Below are 16,155 nucleotides of genomic sequence, written 5' to 3' on the forward strand. Positions count from 1 at the left end.
CTACATTCTATTCGGATTAATGAAGGATTAGCCCCAAATAAACTTAGAATGAATAAGAATAAGGCGATAGAAAATACCGCAGGATAGCGGCCCTGGCAGAAGAAAGAGTGAGGTAAAGCACCTCCAGACCAAATAAGTCTCGAGTTATTTTTACAAATGCATTCAAACCTGAAATAGGATTCTAGGCACGTTTTTGTTGCATTACGGGCATAAAAAAGGCTGCGCGGAGCTCTTGAAGGCCTTTACGGATGCGCGATTTCACTGTTCCCAATGGGACCGACAGCTTTTCCGCGGCTTCTTCGTGGGTGTAACCCTGAAAGTAAACGAGCTCGATCGGTGTGCGCCGCTCGGAAGGAAGCCCGGAGACGGCGGTCTTTACATCCATTTCAAAGACAATTTCGCTCCAATTGTCGCCCCACACCTGCTCCATCTCCGTCACTACATCCATGCGGATAACCTTTTGCTCTGTTTTGGAATCGGCCCGGAGCATGTCTATCGCCCTGTTTCGGGCGATGTTCAGCATCCAGGTAAAGAGTGTGCCTTTTTCGGAGGAATAGGATGCGATATGCCGCCAGACTTTCAGAAAGCTTTCCTGTAACACATCAGCCGCTTTCTCCTCGTCCTTGACGATTTTCAGGATCACGCCATACAGCGCAGCCGAATAGTGGTCGTACAAGTACTCGAAAGCACTCCGGCTATTGGTTTTAAGCTTGGCTACCAGCTCGGCTTCCCGGTATCGGACATCATTCCCGCTCATTGTTTCACATTTGCAGATTCACACTACCAGATATCTGGCGTTAGCGGCTGGTTAATATTTCCGTTCCAGCGCAGCTTTCCGGATAACGTGTGTATTTTAAGCGCGAATTGGGGTCTCGGGCCGGAACTACGGGCCTTCGCAATCCCGTATTCTACAATGTGAGAACCATGCTAGGCAATTGAAATTCTTGATGTTATGCTAAAAAAACCTTTTGCAGTACTCATGCTCGCATGCGCAGCAATGGCATGCGGCACCCGCGAGCAAGCAACCGCGCCCCACGACCGTCTGGATAGTATCGCCCGGGAATATGTAAAGCTCGGCCTTTCGATCGGACAGTTCGACGGCGATTTTGTGGATGCCTACTATGGCCCCGACTCGCTCAGGCCCGCAAAAACCGATACCTCGCATTTCCCGAAAGAAACGTTCCTGCAACGGGCGGCAGCCCTGAAAAAAGCCCTTGCCGCATTGGCGACGGGTAATGAGCAGGACACGCTCGCCCACCGTGCCGAATGGTTAACCGCCCAGCTTACGGCATTCGAAAGGCGCATTCACCTATTTTCCGGGACGTTCGTCGCATTCGACGCCGAGTCCAAAGACCTGTTCGATGCCGTGGCGCCCGTTTACGATGAGAAGCATTTTCAAGACCTTATCGCCAGGCTCGACCACCTGCTGCCGGGGCAAGGGCCTATTCCGGCACGGTACCAGCAACTTGCAAACCACTTCCTGATCCCGCAGGACAAGATCGATACCGTTTTCACAACCGCCATCGCGGAGGCCCGCCGGCGAACACTCGCGCATTATGCGTTGCCCGCAGGTGAGGATTTCAAACTTGAATATGTCCACGACAAGCCGTGGTCGGGGTATAACTGGTACAAAGGCAACTACAAAAGCGTGATCCAGATCAATGTAAGCCAGCCAATTTACATTGAACGGGCGATCGATCTCGCATGCCACGAGGGTTATCCCGGACATCATGTGTACAACGCATTGCTGGAAAAGAACCTCTTCCGCGACAAAGGATGGACGGAGATTTCACTCTACCCGTTGTTCAGCCCGCAGTCGCTGATCGCCGAAGGAAGCGCCAACTACGGCATTTCGATGGCTTTCCCCGGTAATGAGCAGCAGGATTTCTGTAAAAAAGTGCTGATGCCGCTCGCCGGCCTGGATACCACCATGGCCGGTGCCTATTTTGAAGCGCTTACGATTCGCTCGGCACTGAACTACGCCCGCAACGAAGTGGCGCGCGGCCTGCTCGACCACGGTATGAGCGAACAGGAGGCGAAGCGCTGGCTTACCGACTACTGCCTGCTTCCCGAAAAAGGCGCGTCGGATTACCTGCGGTTCATTCGTAAATACCGGAGCTATGTGATCAACTACAATTACGGGCAGGACATTATTAAAAAGTACATTGAATCGCAGGGAGGCTCCGCGGCCGATCCGGCCAAAAGATGGGCACTTTTCCAGGCATTGCTCAGCAACGAAAACAAGGCAGGAGACCTCATAAGGAAGTAAAATGCGCTATATTTAACTTCTTTCAGCAATTCCCCTGACCAATCTTGAAAAACTTTAATTTAATCGGCAGAAAGAGCAGATTCCACTTTTTTCTAACCACCTGCATAGCCCCTGCAATGGCGTGCGTGACCATTACAAATGCGCAGGCACAAACGCCTCCGGCCCCGAAAAACTACACTTGTTACAGGGCGGAAAAGAGCATTTCGATCGATGGAAAGCTGAATGAGCGTTCCTGGAAAAAGGCCGCGTGGACTTCGTCGTTCGTAGATATCGAAGGGGACAAAAAGCCGCTTCCCTTGCAAGAAACCCGCGCCAAAATGCTTTGGGATGATCACTATCTCTACATTGCCGCGCAAATCGAGGAGGAGCACATATGGGCTTATCAGGACAAAAAAGACCAGATCGTGTACCTCGAAAACGATTTCGAAGTTTTCATCGACCCGGATGGCGACACCGAGAATTACTATGAGCTGGAAATCAATGCTATCAATAACACATTCGACCTGTTTTTGCCCAAAACTTACCGCAAAGGCGGAAAAGCGCAACTGAAATGGGATATCAAAGGCCTGAAATCGGCGGTATCGGTGGAAGGCACCGTAAATGATGCGAAGGGTAAGGACAAACGCTGGTTCGTGGAAATCGCGATTCCGTTCGAATCGCTTGCAACTGAAAATGTGAAACCGGTGATCCCCGCCGACGGCTCCGAATGGCGCATCAACTTTTCACGCGTCAACTGGCAGCACGAGGTGGACGCCACTGGCCGTTACAGCCGGAAACGCAATGCGGAGACGGGCAAAATTATTCCGGAGTACAACTGGGTATGGTCGCCGCAAGGCATTATCAATATGCATTATCCCGAATACTGGGGAAAACTGCTTTTCCGAAACGAGGAAGCCGGAAAAGCGAGGTAATCTTAAAACCCCGGCAAGCCGCCAGGCGTGCCGGGGTTTTGACTATCAATGCCCTTCACTCGACTCGAAGCCCAGGATGGCAAGCCGGTAAGGCGTAGCGGAGACTTTCACCTTATTGATTTTGGCCAAATTGCTCGTGCTTACCACCAGCAATTCACCACTTTTCGGCTGGGTAATATATATGTACCGTGAGGTCGCTTCCAGTTGCGGCTTCTGCGTTTCGTCTTTCGCCGTCGCGCCTGTTACCGAGCCATTGATTTTCAAACTATTCGTCTTCAAATCATAGATACGGAGTTCGCCGCTATGCAGCAGCACCGCCAGGTTATTCCCGGCGTAATCCACCTTCGCCTGCATGATATCCGCGCTCGCGAGCACCGGCGTAACCGATTTCGCGGCAACATCTATGATATAAACGCCCTTTGCAGCGGTGTAACCCAGGAATTTACCGGCTCCTTTTGCTTCAAGAATGGAACCGAACCACGCCTCGCCGAAATCGGCGGGATGCGGGATCAGTTGCTGATTACCACTAGGCTCCACGGCGAGAATGCCGCTGGAAGAGCCAAAAAGCGAAACACTTCCATTGGTAGCATTACCATGAATGCCTTTGGTTTGAATGGTTGAAGCGAAAAGCGTTTTGCCCGACGCGTCGATGATCTTCACGCGCTCGGGTAATGTGCCCGCTGCCGAACCATCTTTCACGGTAATGGCATAGGTACCGTTGTCAAACTTCGTCATGGCGCCGTGGTGCGCCACGTTACCGGCATTAACAAGCGTCATTTTCTTGCCTGCCGTGTGAAAATCAGCCTCTTTGGCAATGCTAAGCGTACCATCGCCGTCGTTGAAAGTAATAATTTCGTCGCCCTTGCTTTTAAAATGGGTAGGCTTGTTGCCATCACCGGTCAATGCGCCGAATTTCGGCGTTCCTTTCACATCCACATGGTCGCCGTGACCTTCGAAACCCGTATCGAACAGCTGCACAAAATTGTTCGCGCCATTCACAATCGCCCCGAAGCGACCGCCTTGCGTGCCATAGAGGGCCGATTTGGAAAATTGTGCTTCGAACTTCTCGGCCGTCATTTTCACCGGGTCCACCAGCGACAGTTCCCTCGAAACCTCGTCATTCACCACCACGCGGATGAATTTGTACTCCGTTTCTTCAACAGGTTTTACATCGTCTTTTTCCTTGTCGTCGCAAGCCACGAGCACTACGCCGAAAGCCGCTGAGAGTAGTAATTTGAATAAATGCTTTTTCATAAAAAAATCTTTACATGCAACAATGATGCAAATGTAGTTTCAGAAAAACCACAAATGCAACAGTGTTGCACATAAAGATTAAAAAAGAATTAAAACGTTCCCGGACCCTATCAGGCTATCGCTTCACGTAAGAGGTTCCTGCTCTCCTTCTTCACGAAGGTTATCGGCACAAACTCGTCATTCGGCGCGCCGATGTAATAGACCGTCCATTCCGGATCATGATGCGACAGCATTTCGCTGATACAATCCGCGCGATGCGCAACCGGATTGGTACAATCTTCCCAGTAAAACAGCTCGACCCGATAGAACAGGTTCTGCTTGATTCCGTTGATCGTTACCTCAACTTTAATCTCCTGCTTACCTTGAAGCGGCGGGATAGGGATGGCAATGTGGCTCATGGGATTATGTTGTTAAAATTCAATTTTATAACTGGGAGGAAGGAGGATGGAGGAAAGGGAAGATGGGGATTTCCTCCTCCCCTTCGTCCTTCCTCCCTTTCCTCCATCATTCCGCTCGAAGGCTTTTGACAGGATTCGTCAACGCGGCTTTGATACTTTGAAAACTGATGGTGAACAATGCTACGAACACGGCCAGTGCGCCGGCGAGGAGGAACATCCACCATTCGATATCGATGCGGTAGGCGAAGTCGTTCAGCCAGGTTCGTACGGCCCACCAGGCAACCGGCGTGGCGATCAGGATGGCGAAGAGCACGAGTCGGAGAAAGTCCCGTGACAGCAATGCCACAATGCCCGCTACCGACGCACCCATCACTTTTCGCACGCCTATTTCCTTGATCCGCCTTTCTGCCGAATAAGAAGCGAGCCCGAACAACCCGAGGCACGATATGAAAATCGCCAGCCCCGCCAGTATGCCCACGATCTCGCTTACCTGGCTGTCGGCGCGGTACATTTCGTTGAAATGCTCGTCGAGAAATGAATAGGTAAATGGCTGATCGGAAACAAGCTTGTTCCATGTTCCCTGAATGGCGGCCAGCGCCTGCTGCGAATTTTTGCCCTTGATACGTATTGACATTTCAGAATACGACCAATCCTTCTGGTTGAATATGCAAAGCGTCTCCACTTTATGGTGCAGCGAGTTGAAGTTGAAGTCCTCCGACACGCCTACGATCGTAGACAGCGAGTCCATCCCCGAGAAACCAAACCGCTTGCCGATCAATGTCTCCATCGTCAGCGTCGGCTCGTCCTTCAAAAGCTCCCTGGCGAGCGACTCGTTGATAATGTAGGTTTTTGCATTATCCGCGGCGCTGTTGGTGAAATTACGTCCTGCGATGATTTTGATTTTGTACAATGACAAGTAATCCGGGTCAACTATTACCTGCGACGAAGTAAGCTCCCTCCTGGCCCCGGTGCCTTGAAACGCCACGCCCGTCTGGTGCAGGTTGTTACCCAGTCGCTGCTGCGAACCGGTTACCGCCTCGATGAACGAGCTCGTCAGCAGTTCCTGTTTCAAAGCGGCATACTTCATGTCCGACGTCGAATTCAATGGTACAATCACCACCTGCTCCCGATCGAAGCCGGGGTCCTTATTGACCATAAACCGCAATTGCTTCACGGCAAAACCCGTGGCGATGATCAGGAACACCGCGCTCGTGAACTGCGCGATCACCAATGCATTCCGGAAATTGCTCTTACCGGCACGGATTGTACCTTTCAATACCTTCACAGGCTCGAAAGCCGACAGAAATGCAGCGGGGTACAGTCCCGAAAACAGTCCCACCAGCATCGTACCCAGCAGAACGATCAGTAATAATCCCGGATTTTGAAATATGGAGAATTCGAGCCGGCGCTGGCTGAAATCCGCTACCGAAGGCATTACCAGCTTGGCGACCCCCACCGCCAGCACCAATGCAAATAATGCCAGCAGCACCGACTCGCCTATAAACTGCCCTGCCAGCTGAAAGCGTTGTGCACCGATCGATTTTCGGATACCGACCTCCTTCGCCCGACCCGTCGAACGCGCCGTAGAGAGGTTCATGAAATTCACACATGCAATAATGAGCACAATGGCCGCGATAATGGAGAAAACGTAGGTATACCGCTTATCGAACTTCTGATAATTCACATAATCGTGTGTAATGTCGACGGATTGCGCGTGGACCTCGTTCAGCGGCTGTAAAAACAGCTCGTAAAACTTCCAGCCGCCCTCTTTCATATGCTTTTTGAGGAATGTGGGGAATTTCTTTTCAGTTTTGGCGATATCGGTCCCTGGCGCGAGTTCGAGGTAGGTCACGAGCCAGTTACCACCCCAGTTTTTCATAAAATCGGGCTTAGCGATGGTCGTAAACGAAATGAGTGCGTCGAACTGCAAATGCGAATTCGCTGGCACGTCCTCCATAATGCCCGTCACTTTTAGCGTAAGCGTATCGTTGCCGAAGTGGCTGACATACTTCCCGACCGGATCGGCATTCCCGAAGATATTTTTCGCACTTTTCTCGGTCAGTACAATGCTGTTCGGCTCTTTCAAAACCCGGCTTTTCTCGCCTTCGCGCAGCGGATAATCAAAGAGCTGGAAAAAATTGGAGTCGGTCAGGAAGGTTTGTGACAGCTCGATACGCTGTTCCTGGTAATGCACAGGCAGTTTTCCTGTGGTATTTATTCGGACAAACTGCCGGATTTCAGGAAACTCTTCCTGCAATGTGGGGCCCATCGGGAACATCGAGAGCGCCACTTTTTGCGGGGCCACCATCCCTTCAAACTTCTGCACCTCGTCGAGCCGGTAGATGTTTTTGGAATGCATTCCATCGAAACTGCGCTCGTAGAACACAAACAGCATGATCACGATACAGGCGGCCATACTCACCGCCAGGCCCACGATATTGATAGCAGAGAAAACCTTGTTTTTCCAGATGTTCCGGAGGGCGATTTTGAGGTAGTTTTTGAGCATGCCGTTGCTGTTTTTTTGACCGCAGACGGCCGACCGCCGACCGCCGTTATTTAGTGTTTGGCTACGCCAGTGAATGCATTTACGTATCGATACAGATGTTCCTTGCTTAGCCCCATCGGCGGTCCGCGGTCGGCCGTCGGCGGTCACACCCATCAGGCATAAAACAAGAATTGCCAGAAAACGTAATTCCCTGACAATGACTGTTTCAGCTTCTGGCAACAAAGTTATGCCAGCCCAATCAACGAATTAATAATCAGCATTTTAATGGAGAAAAACGAACGGACAATGTCCGATTTCGGACAATTTTGTTCACCGATGGACAACGCGGGAAAGTCGGATGGGGCAACGTTATTACCAGCTCTTCCGGATACCGATATACCCGCCTGTCCGCTTGGTAAAAACATCCCCCTGATCGGTTGCAATGCGTGCGATAATGCTGGTGTTTTCAAACCACGGAGCGGCATACTGCGCGCCAAGTACCGTCGAAAACTGCCCTCTCGGCGGATCGAAAGGAGCTCCGGGTGTTCCGAAGTTTTTGCTGTAAGAAAGCTTCAAGGTAAGTGCCAGCGACCGGCCTGCTTTGCCCTGCGCTCCCAGGTAGTACACATTGACTCGGTTATTTGGGAAAAACCGCGGATTCACGAGTTTCGACTGGTCCATATCCTTCCCGGGAATAATGAACGGCGTGCCTAACGTCCGGCCCTGGTACGACCAGCCTTCTGAATACTGCGTGTGGTTAAAGTAGTTATCAGCACCCTGGTACTTGCTTCCGGGAATGTAAAATTCGGAACCGGACTGGTCTTTGGTGGTCAGGAATTCCAATGTCAGATGGGTAAGCGCAAAGTCGTTTGCGGCATTTCCGGGCAACAGTTTCAGATTGACACCGTAAAGCCCGTCGGGAATATTCTTGAAAAGCATGCTCGAAACATCTTCGAAAGGATGCTGATGGTACACGAAAAGCCGGTAGTCTTGCAGCTTCGTTTCGAATGCGACGTCATAGCTTCCCAAATGGTTGCCCACCCGGTAGCTGTCGAATGCACCGTAACCATTTTTTTCAAACCAGTTTTTGGAAGTAAATGCCAGCACCACATTCGGGTAAATGGACCACGACGACGGCAGTTCCCCATTCACCGCAAGTTCGGGATGTTGTTTCAGATAGTCGGAATGCCCTGCCCACATCACATTATGGTTCAGTCCGAGGTAGAATTTGGATTTATGTTTACCCAGCCGCAGGTACAGAAACTTCTGGTGGAGCCTTACTCCCTGAATGTAATCCGTATTGAACCACCCGTGTGCAAACCCGGCATGTACTGCCACGAAATTACCGGTGAATTTGAGCGGTGAAAATCCTATCGTCCCGATCTGTACCTTGGGAATCGGCAGCGAATTCCCCGACATCGAGTAAAAGCCCGACGACAAAGTAGTGTCACCCAGCCCCATTACTTCCTTCCTGCGCCCTACCCACAGCTCCACGCGCTTGAAACGCACACTTGCCTGCGCCTCCGGCAGCACAAATTCGAATTTGTTTTCCTTGTTATAGATCCCCGCCGGACTTACGCTTGCGCTCCAATCGAATTTCACCGGCCGGTTGGTAAGGCTGTCGTAAAAAAGGTAGTTCCTCCGCGCCGCTGCCTGCACAACGCCCGCCGTAGCACGGTCGGGTACTGCCCCAAACTGGTTTGTCCTGAGCCAGAAAGGCGTTTCGCCATTGGAAGAAAGGTAGGCCCCGGCTTCCACGCTCGCATCGAAGTTGGACACAAGCATGCTCTTCTGGGCAAAAAGTGGCCCCGAAATGATTATAAGAATCGCAACGACACTGAAAGTAAAGGTTCTACACAAGTGATCCGCCCGCTAATGGTTTACAATGCAAGATAAATACGCGCGGCCGATATTCGTTACTGTGAGCTTGGTTTTAACTTAACATTAATGAAGAAGGGAGTAAGGGAGGAAAGGGAATAAGGGAGAAAGGAGGAAAGGAGGAAAGGAGAAAGCCTATTCCTCCCTTTCCTCCATCCTCCCTTCCTCCCTTCCTCCCATTCCTCCATCCTCCATTCCTCCATCCTCCCTTCCTCCCTATTCACTACTCCGCCTTAAGGCTCTTAACCGGATTGATAAGCGCGGCTCGGATGGCTTGGAAACTGACGGTTAGCAATGTGATCAGCAATGCCCCGAGGCTGGTACCGGCGAAAATCCACCAGGATATTTCGGTGCGATAGGAATAGGTTTTCAGCCAATCGCTCATAAAATACCAGGCAATAGGCCCTGAAATAATGCAGGCGACGATGACCAGCAGCAGGAAATCAGTGGAAAGCAACTTCCAGAGATTGACCACAGACGCACCGAGCACCTTCCTGATCCCGATTTCCTTCGTACGTTGCTCGGCGACGAACGATGCCAGTCCGAAAAGACCCAAACATGATATAAAAATCGCCAGCACCGTGAAGAAAGAAGCGAGTTTACCGATCCGCTCTTCGTCGGCAAACTTCTGAGCATAGCGGGCGTCCACAAACTGGTAGCTGAACGGGCTGCCCGGATCATATTTTTTAAAAACCGCCCCGACTTTCTCCAACGCATCGCTCATTGCGGCCGAATGCGAGATCCGGATATTGATCATGTTCGTATTCCGGTAATTGACGACGTAAAAGGCCGGGCTTATGGTACTGAAAGGCGACTCCCGGACCATGTCTTTCGTTACGCCGATCACCCGGTACTCCTTACCTCCCCAAATCAGTATCGTTTCGAGCGGCTTTTTGAGGGCCATGAGCTCCAACGCGGATTCGTTGATGATCATCGCCACCGAGTCTGTCGCGTATTCGCGCGAGAAATCCCGGCCCTGGGTAATTTCCCAACCCACCGTTTTGCCAAAATCATGCGAAATACTGTTCGACATCAGCAAAGGGATCGCGTCCGGCGCCTTACCCGGCCACGAAAGGTTGGTAACACCTCCATAGTGAGACGTGATCGACCCCGTCGACTGCGAATAGCCGCTTACGACACCGGTATTCATAAGATCGTTTTTGAGGGTATTATAATGTCCGTACAGTGCCGGGGAGGTCATATTTACCTCGATCAACCCATGTCTGCTGTACCCAACCGGGCGGTTTTTCGCATGTTGTATTTGTCTGAAAACGACCACCGTACCGATGATCAGCGTCACAGAAACTGTAAATTGCATGACAACCAGCACTTTCCTTGGCAACACGGCAAGCTGGCCGGCCTTGAATGTCCCTTTCAGCACTTTCAATGGTTGGAAAGACGAAAGGTAAAGCGCCGGATAGCTGCCAGCAATCACAGCGGTGAGCAAGCTGAAAACAATTCCGACGATCCAGAACAGCGGATTGGCAATGGGTAATGCGATCTTCTTCCCGGACACTTCGTTGAAAGCCGGCAATGCAACACCCGCCAGCACCAGCGCAAGCACAAATGCGATCATTACCACCATTACCGATTCACTAAAGAACTGGCTTACCAGCTGCGCCCGCACCGAACCGATCGCTTTGCGAATACCGACTTCCTTGGCCCGTTTTTCAGAACGCGCCGTACTCAGGTTCATAAAATTGATACACGCGAGCAAAAGCACAAAAACGCCGATGGTACCGAAAAGCCAGACGAAACTGATCAGGCCTCCTACATTCACGCCATTCTCGAAATCGGAATACAGGTGCCATTTGTCCATCGGGTGCAGGAAAAATTCCGGCTTGTAGCCCGGCGGATTCTCCCTCTTCATGCGCGAGTCTTTGATTTTGGCCGAAGCCGTCGCGAAATCCGCACCTTCCCGAAGCTGCACATAGATCTGATAGGAATTTTCGTCCCAATTCGTATCCGCCCCTCGCAGCGATTTATCCACCGCCACATACAGCTCCCACGGCGCGAGCACCTGAACCTCCCTGAATGTGCTGTTTTGAGGAATATCTTCGAAAACACCTGCCACTTTCACATCGCGGTCGCTATTCAGCTTCACGATCCTGTTAACCGGATTGGTATCACCAAAAAGAGCCCGGGAAAACGATTCTGACAGCAGTATCGAATTAACATCCTGCAAGTTATCGCTTCCGGATACCATCCTGACGGACATCATTTTGGTAAATGAAGGCTGTACATACCGACCTGTCTTCGAGAACTTTTTGTCGCCATTTGAAATAATCATATCCCGGAAGGCCGATTTACTCACCGCTTCGAAATCGGGATACTTATCCTTCATCTCCACCGCCAGCGGCAGCGGTACCACATCATACGCGGATTTCTCCGGCCCAAACTGTACAAACTGCCAAACCTGCCCGATGCGCTTGTGGTTTTGATGGTAATGGTCAAACGACACTTCGTCGTAAATCCACAACCCGATCAACACCGCCACAGCCATTCCCACCGAAAGCCCGCCAATGTTAATAGCCGAATACCCCGCACTTTTCAGCAGGTTCCGTAATGCGATTTTTAAGTAGTTGCGTATCATGTTCGTTGCGTTTTTTGGGTAACAGTTATCGCCTGCGGCGGACGATGAATCATGACCGCCGACCGCCGACGACCGACCGCCGATCGCTATTCTTTCCAGTCTATTTTTCAAACTCAAACCAAACCATCGTCCATAGTCTATCGCCCATGGTCACGCCGCAGGCCCCACCCATCGGCGGTCGGCCGTCAGCGGTCGGCGGTCATTCCCAACCAAACCATCGTCCATCGTCAGGCCCCAGGCCCCACCCATCGGCGGTCAGCGGTCGGCCGTCAGCGGTCATTCCGACCTCAAACTCTTCACCGGATTCATCAACGCCGTTCTTACCGATTGAAAACTGACCGTGCATAAAGCGATCACCAGGCTCAGCGCGGACGCCGAAAGGAATATCCAGGCGCTTATTTCAACTTTGTACGGATAGTTTTCCAGCCATTTCTGCATTGCATAATAGGCTGCGGGGAAGGAGACGACGAAGGACAGGGCCACGAGTTTGACAAAATCGCTGGACAGCAGCGTAACGATACCCGCTACCGATGCGCCAAGCACTTTGCGGATACCGATTTCCTTGGTCCGGCGCTCTGCCGCCAGGGTAGCGAGGCCAAACAGGCCAATGCAGGAGATAAAAATGGTCAGTACCGCGCCGAAAAGCATGATCTGCTTCCATTTCGCCTCCGATTCGTAGCTTTTGACATTCGCCTCGTCGATAAACTGATAGCTGTACGGTACCAGCGGGAACAGCTTCCGGAATGTCTTGCCGATGTGTCCAAGGCTCGCCGATTCGGTACCGGGTTTGATGCGGATCAATACTTTCCCGAACACATTACCCGGTTTCATCGTAAAAAGCTGCGGCCGGATGTTCGACGTCAGCGACTGAAAGTGGTAATCTTTCACCACGCCCACCACGGTATATTGCTCGCCGGGGTTGTACCAGAAATCCACTACTTGTCCCAAAGGCTTTTTCCAACCTGCTTTTTTAACGAATGTCTCGTTTACCAATATGGCTTTGGTGGAATCCGTAGCCAGCGCTCCCGACAATTTCCTGCCTTGCAACAAAGGGATTTTCAGCACCGAAAGGTAATTGGCGCCAACCGTTTCATAAGAGAATTCGATATCCGTCCCGCCATTAATCCTCGCCGTCGTACCCCATTGGCCGCCGTTTTTGGGCGAGACAGCGGTTATCGAATGGTTTTTCAACAATTCCTCGGTCAGTAACTTCGCCTCCGGGCGTGTGAGATTCTGTTTCTCGATGCTGAGCAGGTTCCGATCGTCGTAGCCGAGCTCCATATTGGTGAGGAAGTTGAATTGCGACCGCATCGTGAGCGTGACGATGATCAGGAACGAGGCCAGCGCAAATTGGACTACCACCAATGTTTTTTGCAAATAATTCCTCCCCGAAAAGTTGAACCGGCTGTAAAGTGTTTTCACCGGATCATAGCCCGAAAGCACCACCGCCGGATAAAAACCCGCCAGCAACGCAGTGAGTATGAACAATGCAATGTAAGCCGCTATCAGTTGCCAGTCGAACAGGTAGGAAAGCGAAAGTGCTTTGTTGGCAAGGTTGTTAAATGTAGGCAAAACCGATTCCACCAGCAGGATAGCCAGCACGAATGCCGCAAAACACAACACAAACGATTCTCCCAGAAACTGCGCCGCAAGCTGGTACCGCCCGCCGCCGACCACTTTCCGGACCCCTATTTCCTTCGCACGTTTCAGCGAACGCGCGACGGTCAGGTTCACGAAATTGATGCAGGCGATCAGCATGATAAACAATGCAATCCCTGAAAGCACGTAGGAGAATAACGGCTTGCTGCCATTCACGAGGCCATTTTCGGCGGCCAGTTGCGGATCGAGGTGAATGGCGGTAAAAGGCTGCAAGGCGTAGTACTGCTTGTTTTTGAGTCCATACTTTTCGGCCACGGCCTTCATCGCATCGCGGGCGTCGGACTGGTAAATGCGGTTCATCGTCGCGCTCACAGCCGTGGTATCCGCGCCGGGCGTGAGCTTCACAAATGTATTCAGCGAGCTGTTAAACCACGCTTCGCCCTGCATTTGCGACTCCGGCACGGGCAGTGGTTGTAAAATTTCGAATTGAATGGACGAATTCTGAGGGCATTTCGCCGCGACGCCGGTAACTGTAAAAGGTTCGAAAGCCGCATTTTCATCAAATGCATCCTTGAAAAGCATGGTCTTACCCAATGCATTAACCGTACCGAAATGCTTTTCCGCCGTTTCTTCCGAAATCACTACCGACCGCGGCTGCGATAGCGCCGTGAGTGGGTTACCGCTAAGCAACCGGAACGAGAATATTTTGAAAAAGTCACGATCGGCCTGGTGCACCTCCTGGCTGGTTACCTGGTCGCCAACTTTTAAATCGTTCCTGTGCTGATGGAAGCGGGTAAATGCCTCTATCTCCGGCGTAGCCGCCGAAAATTTAGGTCCCGGCAGGTAACCGGTAATGGCACTGCGGTTTTCCAGCACGCCCGCCGGGTTCACCGATTTAAACGTGATCCGGTAAATATTCGGATTGTTGACATGGAAGCCGTCATAGCTCACCTCATCCTTGGTATAAAGCATGATCAGCATAGCCGCCGCGAGCCCGATGCTCAGCCCGGTAATGTTGATCACCGAATAGACCTTGCTCTGCGCAAGCGTCCGTAATGCGATTTTAAGGTAGTTTTTTAGCATGATATTTTTTGTTCCTCCATCACTCCAACTTTACCAACATTTCTTTCGCTTCATTATACATTCCATCTTTCGCTGTTACATATTCCTTGTAGCGCACGAGCCGTTCCAGGGTGGCCTTCGCCGATGCCGGGTTCCGCGCCATGTCGTATTTGGCCACTTTCATCATCGCATTCAGCTTGTAGGATTGCTCTTTAAAATCATCACCGGCAGCCAATGCATTGTAGAAAGCCATTGCACCTTCCATGTCTCCATTCTTTTCAAGGATTAGCCCTGCGTAAAGGGATTTGGCAGGATGCACATTGCCCGTTTTACCAAAGTCTGCCACCATTTTCTTACCAAAATCCAATACGGCTTTGTCCTCCGATTCCGCAATAAATTCGAACGCGGCGGTAGCCTGCCACAGCGGGTGCTTCGGGTAGTTTTGGATTAATGTTTTTAATAAATCAATGCTTTTCGAATGATTACCCGGCATTCCTTTGTCCGCCGAATACGACAATGCCATCACCGCGCCGAATGCCTCATGCAGCAGCACGTCCGTAACTTCGGGTGCTCTGCGCTTTTCTAAACTTGCTACAACACGCTCCCTGTTTTCTTCGAAATCAATGGATTCAGGTGCATTCAAAACATAATTGCGAACAAATGCGGCAGCAACCGGTGAGAGTAACAGATTCCCGAAACCCAGCAGCGCGGCAGCGGAATGCGCATTGGCGGGCGAAAGTAATAGGAGCGTCAGGTTGCGCTGCGGCACACGGAGCAATAGTGCGGAACTGTTGTCGCCATAACCATACGACCAATGCAGGTCGACGCCGGCCACAGAACCGGTGAACCAACCCATTCCCTGCGGACTACCCGGGTAAAATGGCGTTGTGATTTTCCGGTAGCGCTCAGCCGGAAGAATGCTTTCCTTACCTATCGCCGCCGAATAGCGCACCAGGTCCTGCACGCTGCTCATCATCCCGAAGCCGGGCCCGCTCTGCATCCCTGCCGGGTTCACAGGCCGCGGTACATACTTGCCGGCAGCGGCATCGAAACTATACTTTACAGCCACCCATTTCCTCAGATCTCCGTGATCAGCCTCCGTGAAGCGCGTGAGCGTGTGGGTCATTTGAAGCGGTTTTAAAATACCCTTTTCAATCTCTATTGTGAATGGGCGTGTCATTTCTTCCGTGGAATCCATCGGATTAATGGCCGAAAATGCATTGAAAACGATATTGAACTTGCTCCCGTTATACACAAATGCCGACCCGACCGGCGTGCTTTCCGAGGTATGGCTCACAAGGTGCGCGAGCGTAGTCTGTGCATTCCAGCGCTCCTTCGTGAAATAGCGGTTCGGGTACTTATCCACGGGGTCGTTCAGCGAAAGCTTTCCGGCCTGTTCGAGTTGCTGCAATGCAATAGCGGTAAGCGATTTGGTAACAGAGGCTATTTCAAAAATATGATCCTTCGTAATCGCCACTTTGCCCGCCGAATCTGCATAACCCGCACTTTTGAAAAACACGATCCTGTCGCCCTCAGCCACGCCCAGCGCATACGCAGGCAGCCCGAGCATACGCGCATAACGCTCCACATCCTTCTCAAAACCGCCCCTGGCCTGCGACCATGACTTTTGAAAAAAGCAGAATAGGAGGAGAAGCGCTAGGGTGTATTTCATGGCGTTTAATGTTTGGGAGGAACGGGAGGAAGGA

10 protein-coding genes are annotated in these 16,155 nt (G+C 51.5%); 2 read left to right on the plus strand and 8 right to left on the minus strand.

From position 1 onward, the window contains the following. Positions 1-181: 181 nt before the first annotated feature. A complete protein-coding gene (locus tag BLQ88_RS14665; protein ID WP_090151222.1) occupies positions 182-757 on the minus strand; it encodes an RNA polymerase sigma factor in 576 nt (191 codons plus the stop codon). Between the two features lie 195 nt (positions 758-952). Here BLQ88_RS14665 and BLQ88_RS14670 point away from each other — a divergent pair, with 195 nt between their 5' ends. After that, complete coding sequence (locus BLQ88_RS14670) at positions 953-2,269, plus strand: hypothetical protein (protein ID WP_090151224.1); 1,317 nt, start codon at positions 953-955, stop codon at positions 2,267-2,269. Between the two features lie 116 nt (positions 2,270-2,385). After that, positions 2,386-3,180, plus strand: a complete 795-nt coding sequence (locus BLQ88_RS14675; protein ID WP_229212701.1) for a carbohydrate-binding family 9-like protein — start codon at positions 2,386-2,388, stop codon at positions 3,178-3,180. A 45-nt stretch (positions 3,181-3,225) separates the two neighbouring features. On the opposite strand, the gene BLQ88_RS14680 is transcribed toward BLQ88_RS14675, so the two are convergent. The 7 genes from BLQ88_RS14680 to BLQ88_RS14710 all read right to left on the minus strand — a co-directional run bounded on the left by BLQ88_RS14680 (position 3,226) and on the right by BLQ88_RS14710 (position 16,121). Further along, positions 3,226-4,434 (minus strand): hypothetical protein, encoded by a 1,209-nt coding sequence (locus BLQ88_RS14680; protein WP_090151227.1) that lies wholly within the window; start codon positions 4,432-4,434, stop codon positions 3,226-3,228. Between the two features lie 110 nt (positions 4,435-4,544). Then, a complete protein-coding gene (locus BLQ88_RS14685; protein WP_090151229.1) occupies positions 4,545-4,832 on the minus strand; it encodes a hypothetical protein in 288 nt (95 codons plus the stop codon). A gap of 106 nt (positions 4,833-4,938) precedes the next feature. Further along, on the minus strand, positions 4,939-7,338 hold the full coding sequence (locus tag BLQ88_RS14690; protein WP_090151574.1) for an ABC transporter permease: 2,400 nt from the start codon (positions 7,336-7,338) through the stop codon (positions 4,939-4,941). A 351-nt stretch (positions 7,339-7,689) separates the two neighbouring features. Next, positions 7,690-9,102, minus strand: a complete 1,413-nt coding sequence (locus tag BLQ88_RS14695; protein ID WP_090151232.1) for a capsule assembly Wzi family protein — start codon at positions 9,100-9,102, stop codon at positions 7,690-7,692. Between the two features lie 316 nt (positions 9,103-9,418). Beyond that, positions 9,419-11,788: an ABC transporter permease gene (locus tag BLQ88_RS14700; RefSeq protein WP_090151576.1), complete on the minus strand. Its 2,370-nt coding sequence runs from the start codon at positions 11,786-11,788 to the stop codon at positions 9,419-9,421. Between the two features lie 276 nt (positions 11,789-12,064). After that, on the minus strand, positions 12,065-14,470 hold the full coding sequence (locus tag BLQ88_RS14705) for an ABC transporter permease (protein WP_090151236.1): 2,406 nt from the start codon (positions 14,468-14,470) through the stop codon (positions 12,065-12,067). Between the two features lie 19 nt (positions 14,471-14,489). Continuing rightward, on the minus strand, positions 14,490-16,121 hold the full coding sequence (locus tag BLQ88_RS14710) for a serine hydrolase domain-containing protein (protein WP_090151239.1): 1,632 nt from the start codon (positions 16,119-16,121) through the stop codon (positions 14,490-14,492). Between the last annotated feature and the right edge of the window lie 34 nt (positions 16,122-16,155).

Source organism: Dyadobacter soli (genome assembly GCF_900101885.1).
GTDB classification, from domain to species: Bacteria; Bacteroidota; Bacteroidia; order Cytophagales; family Spirosomataceae; genus Dyadobacter; species Dyadobacter soli.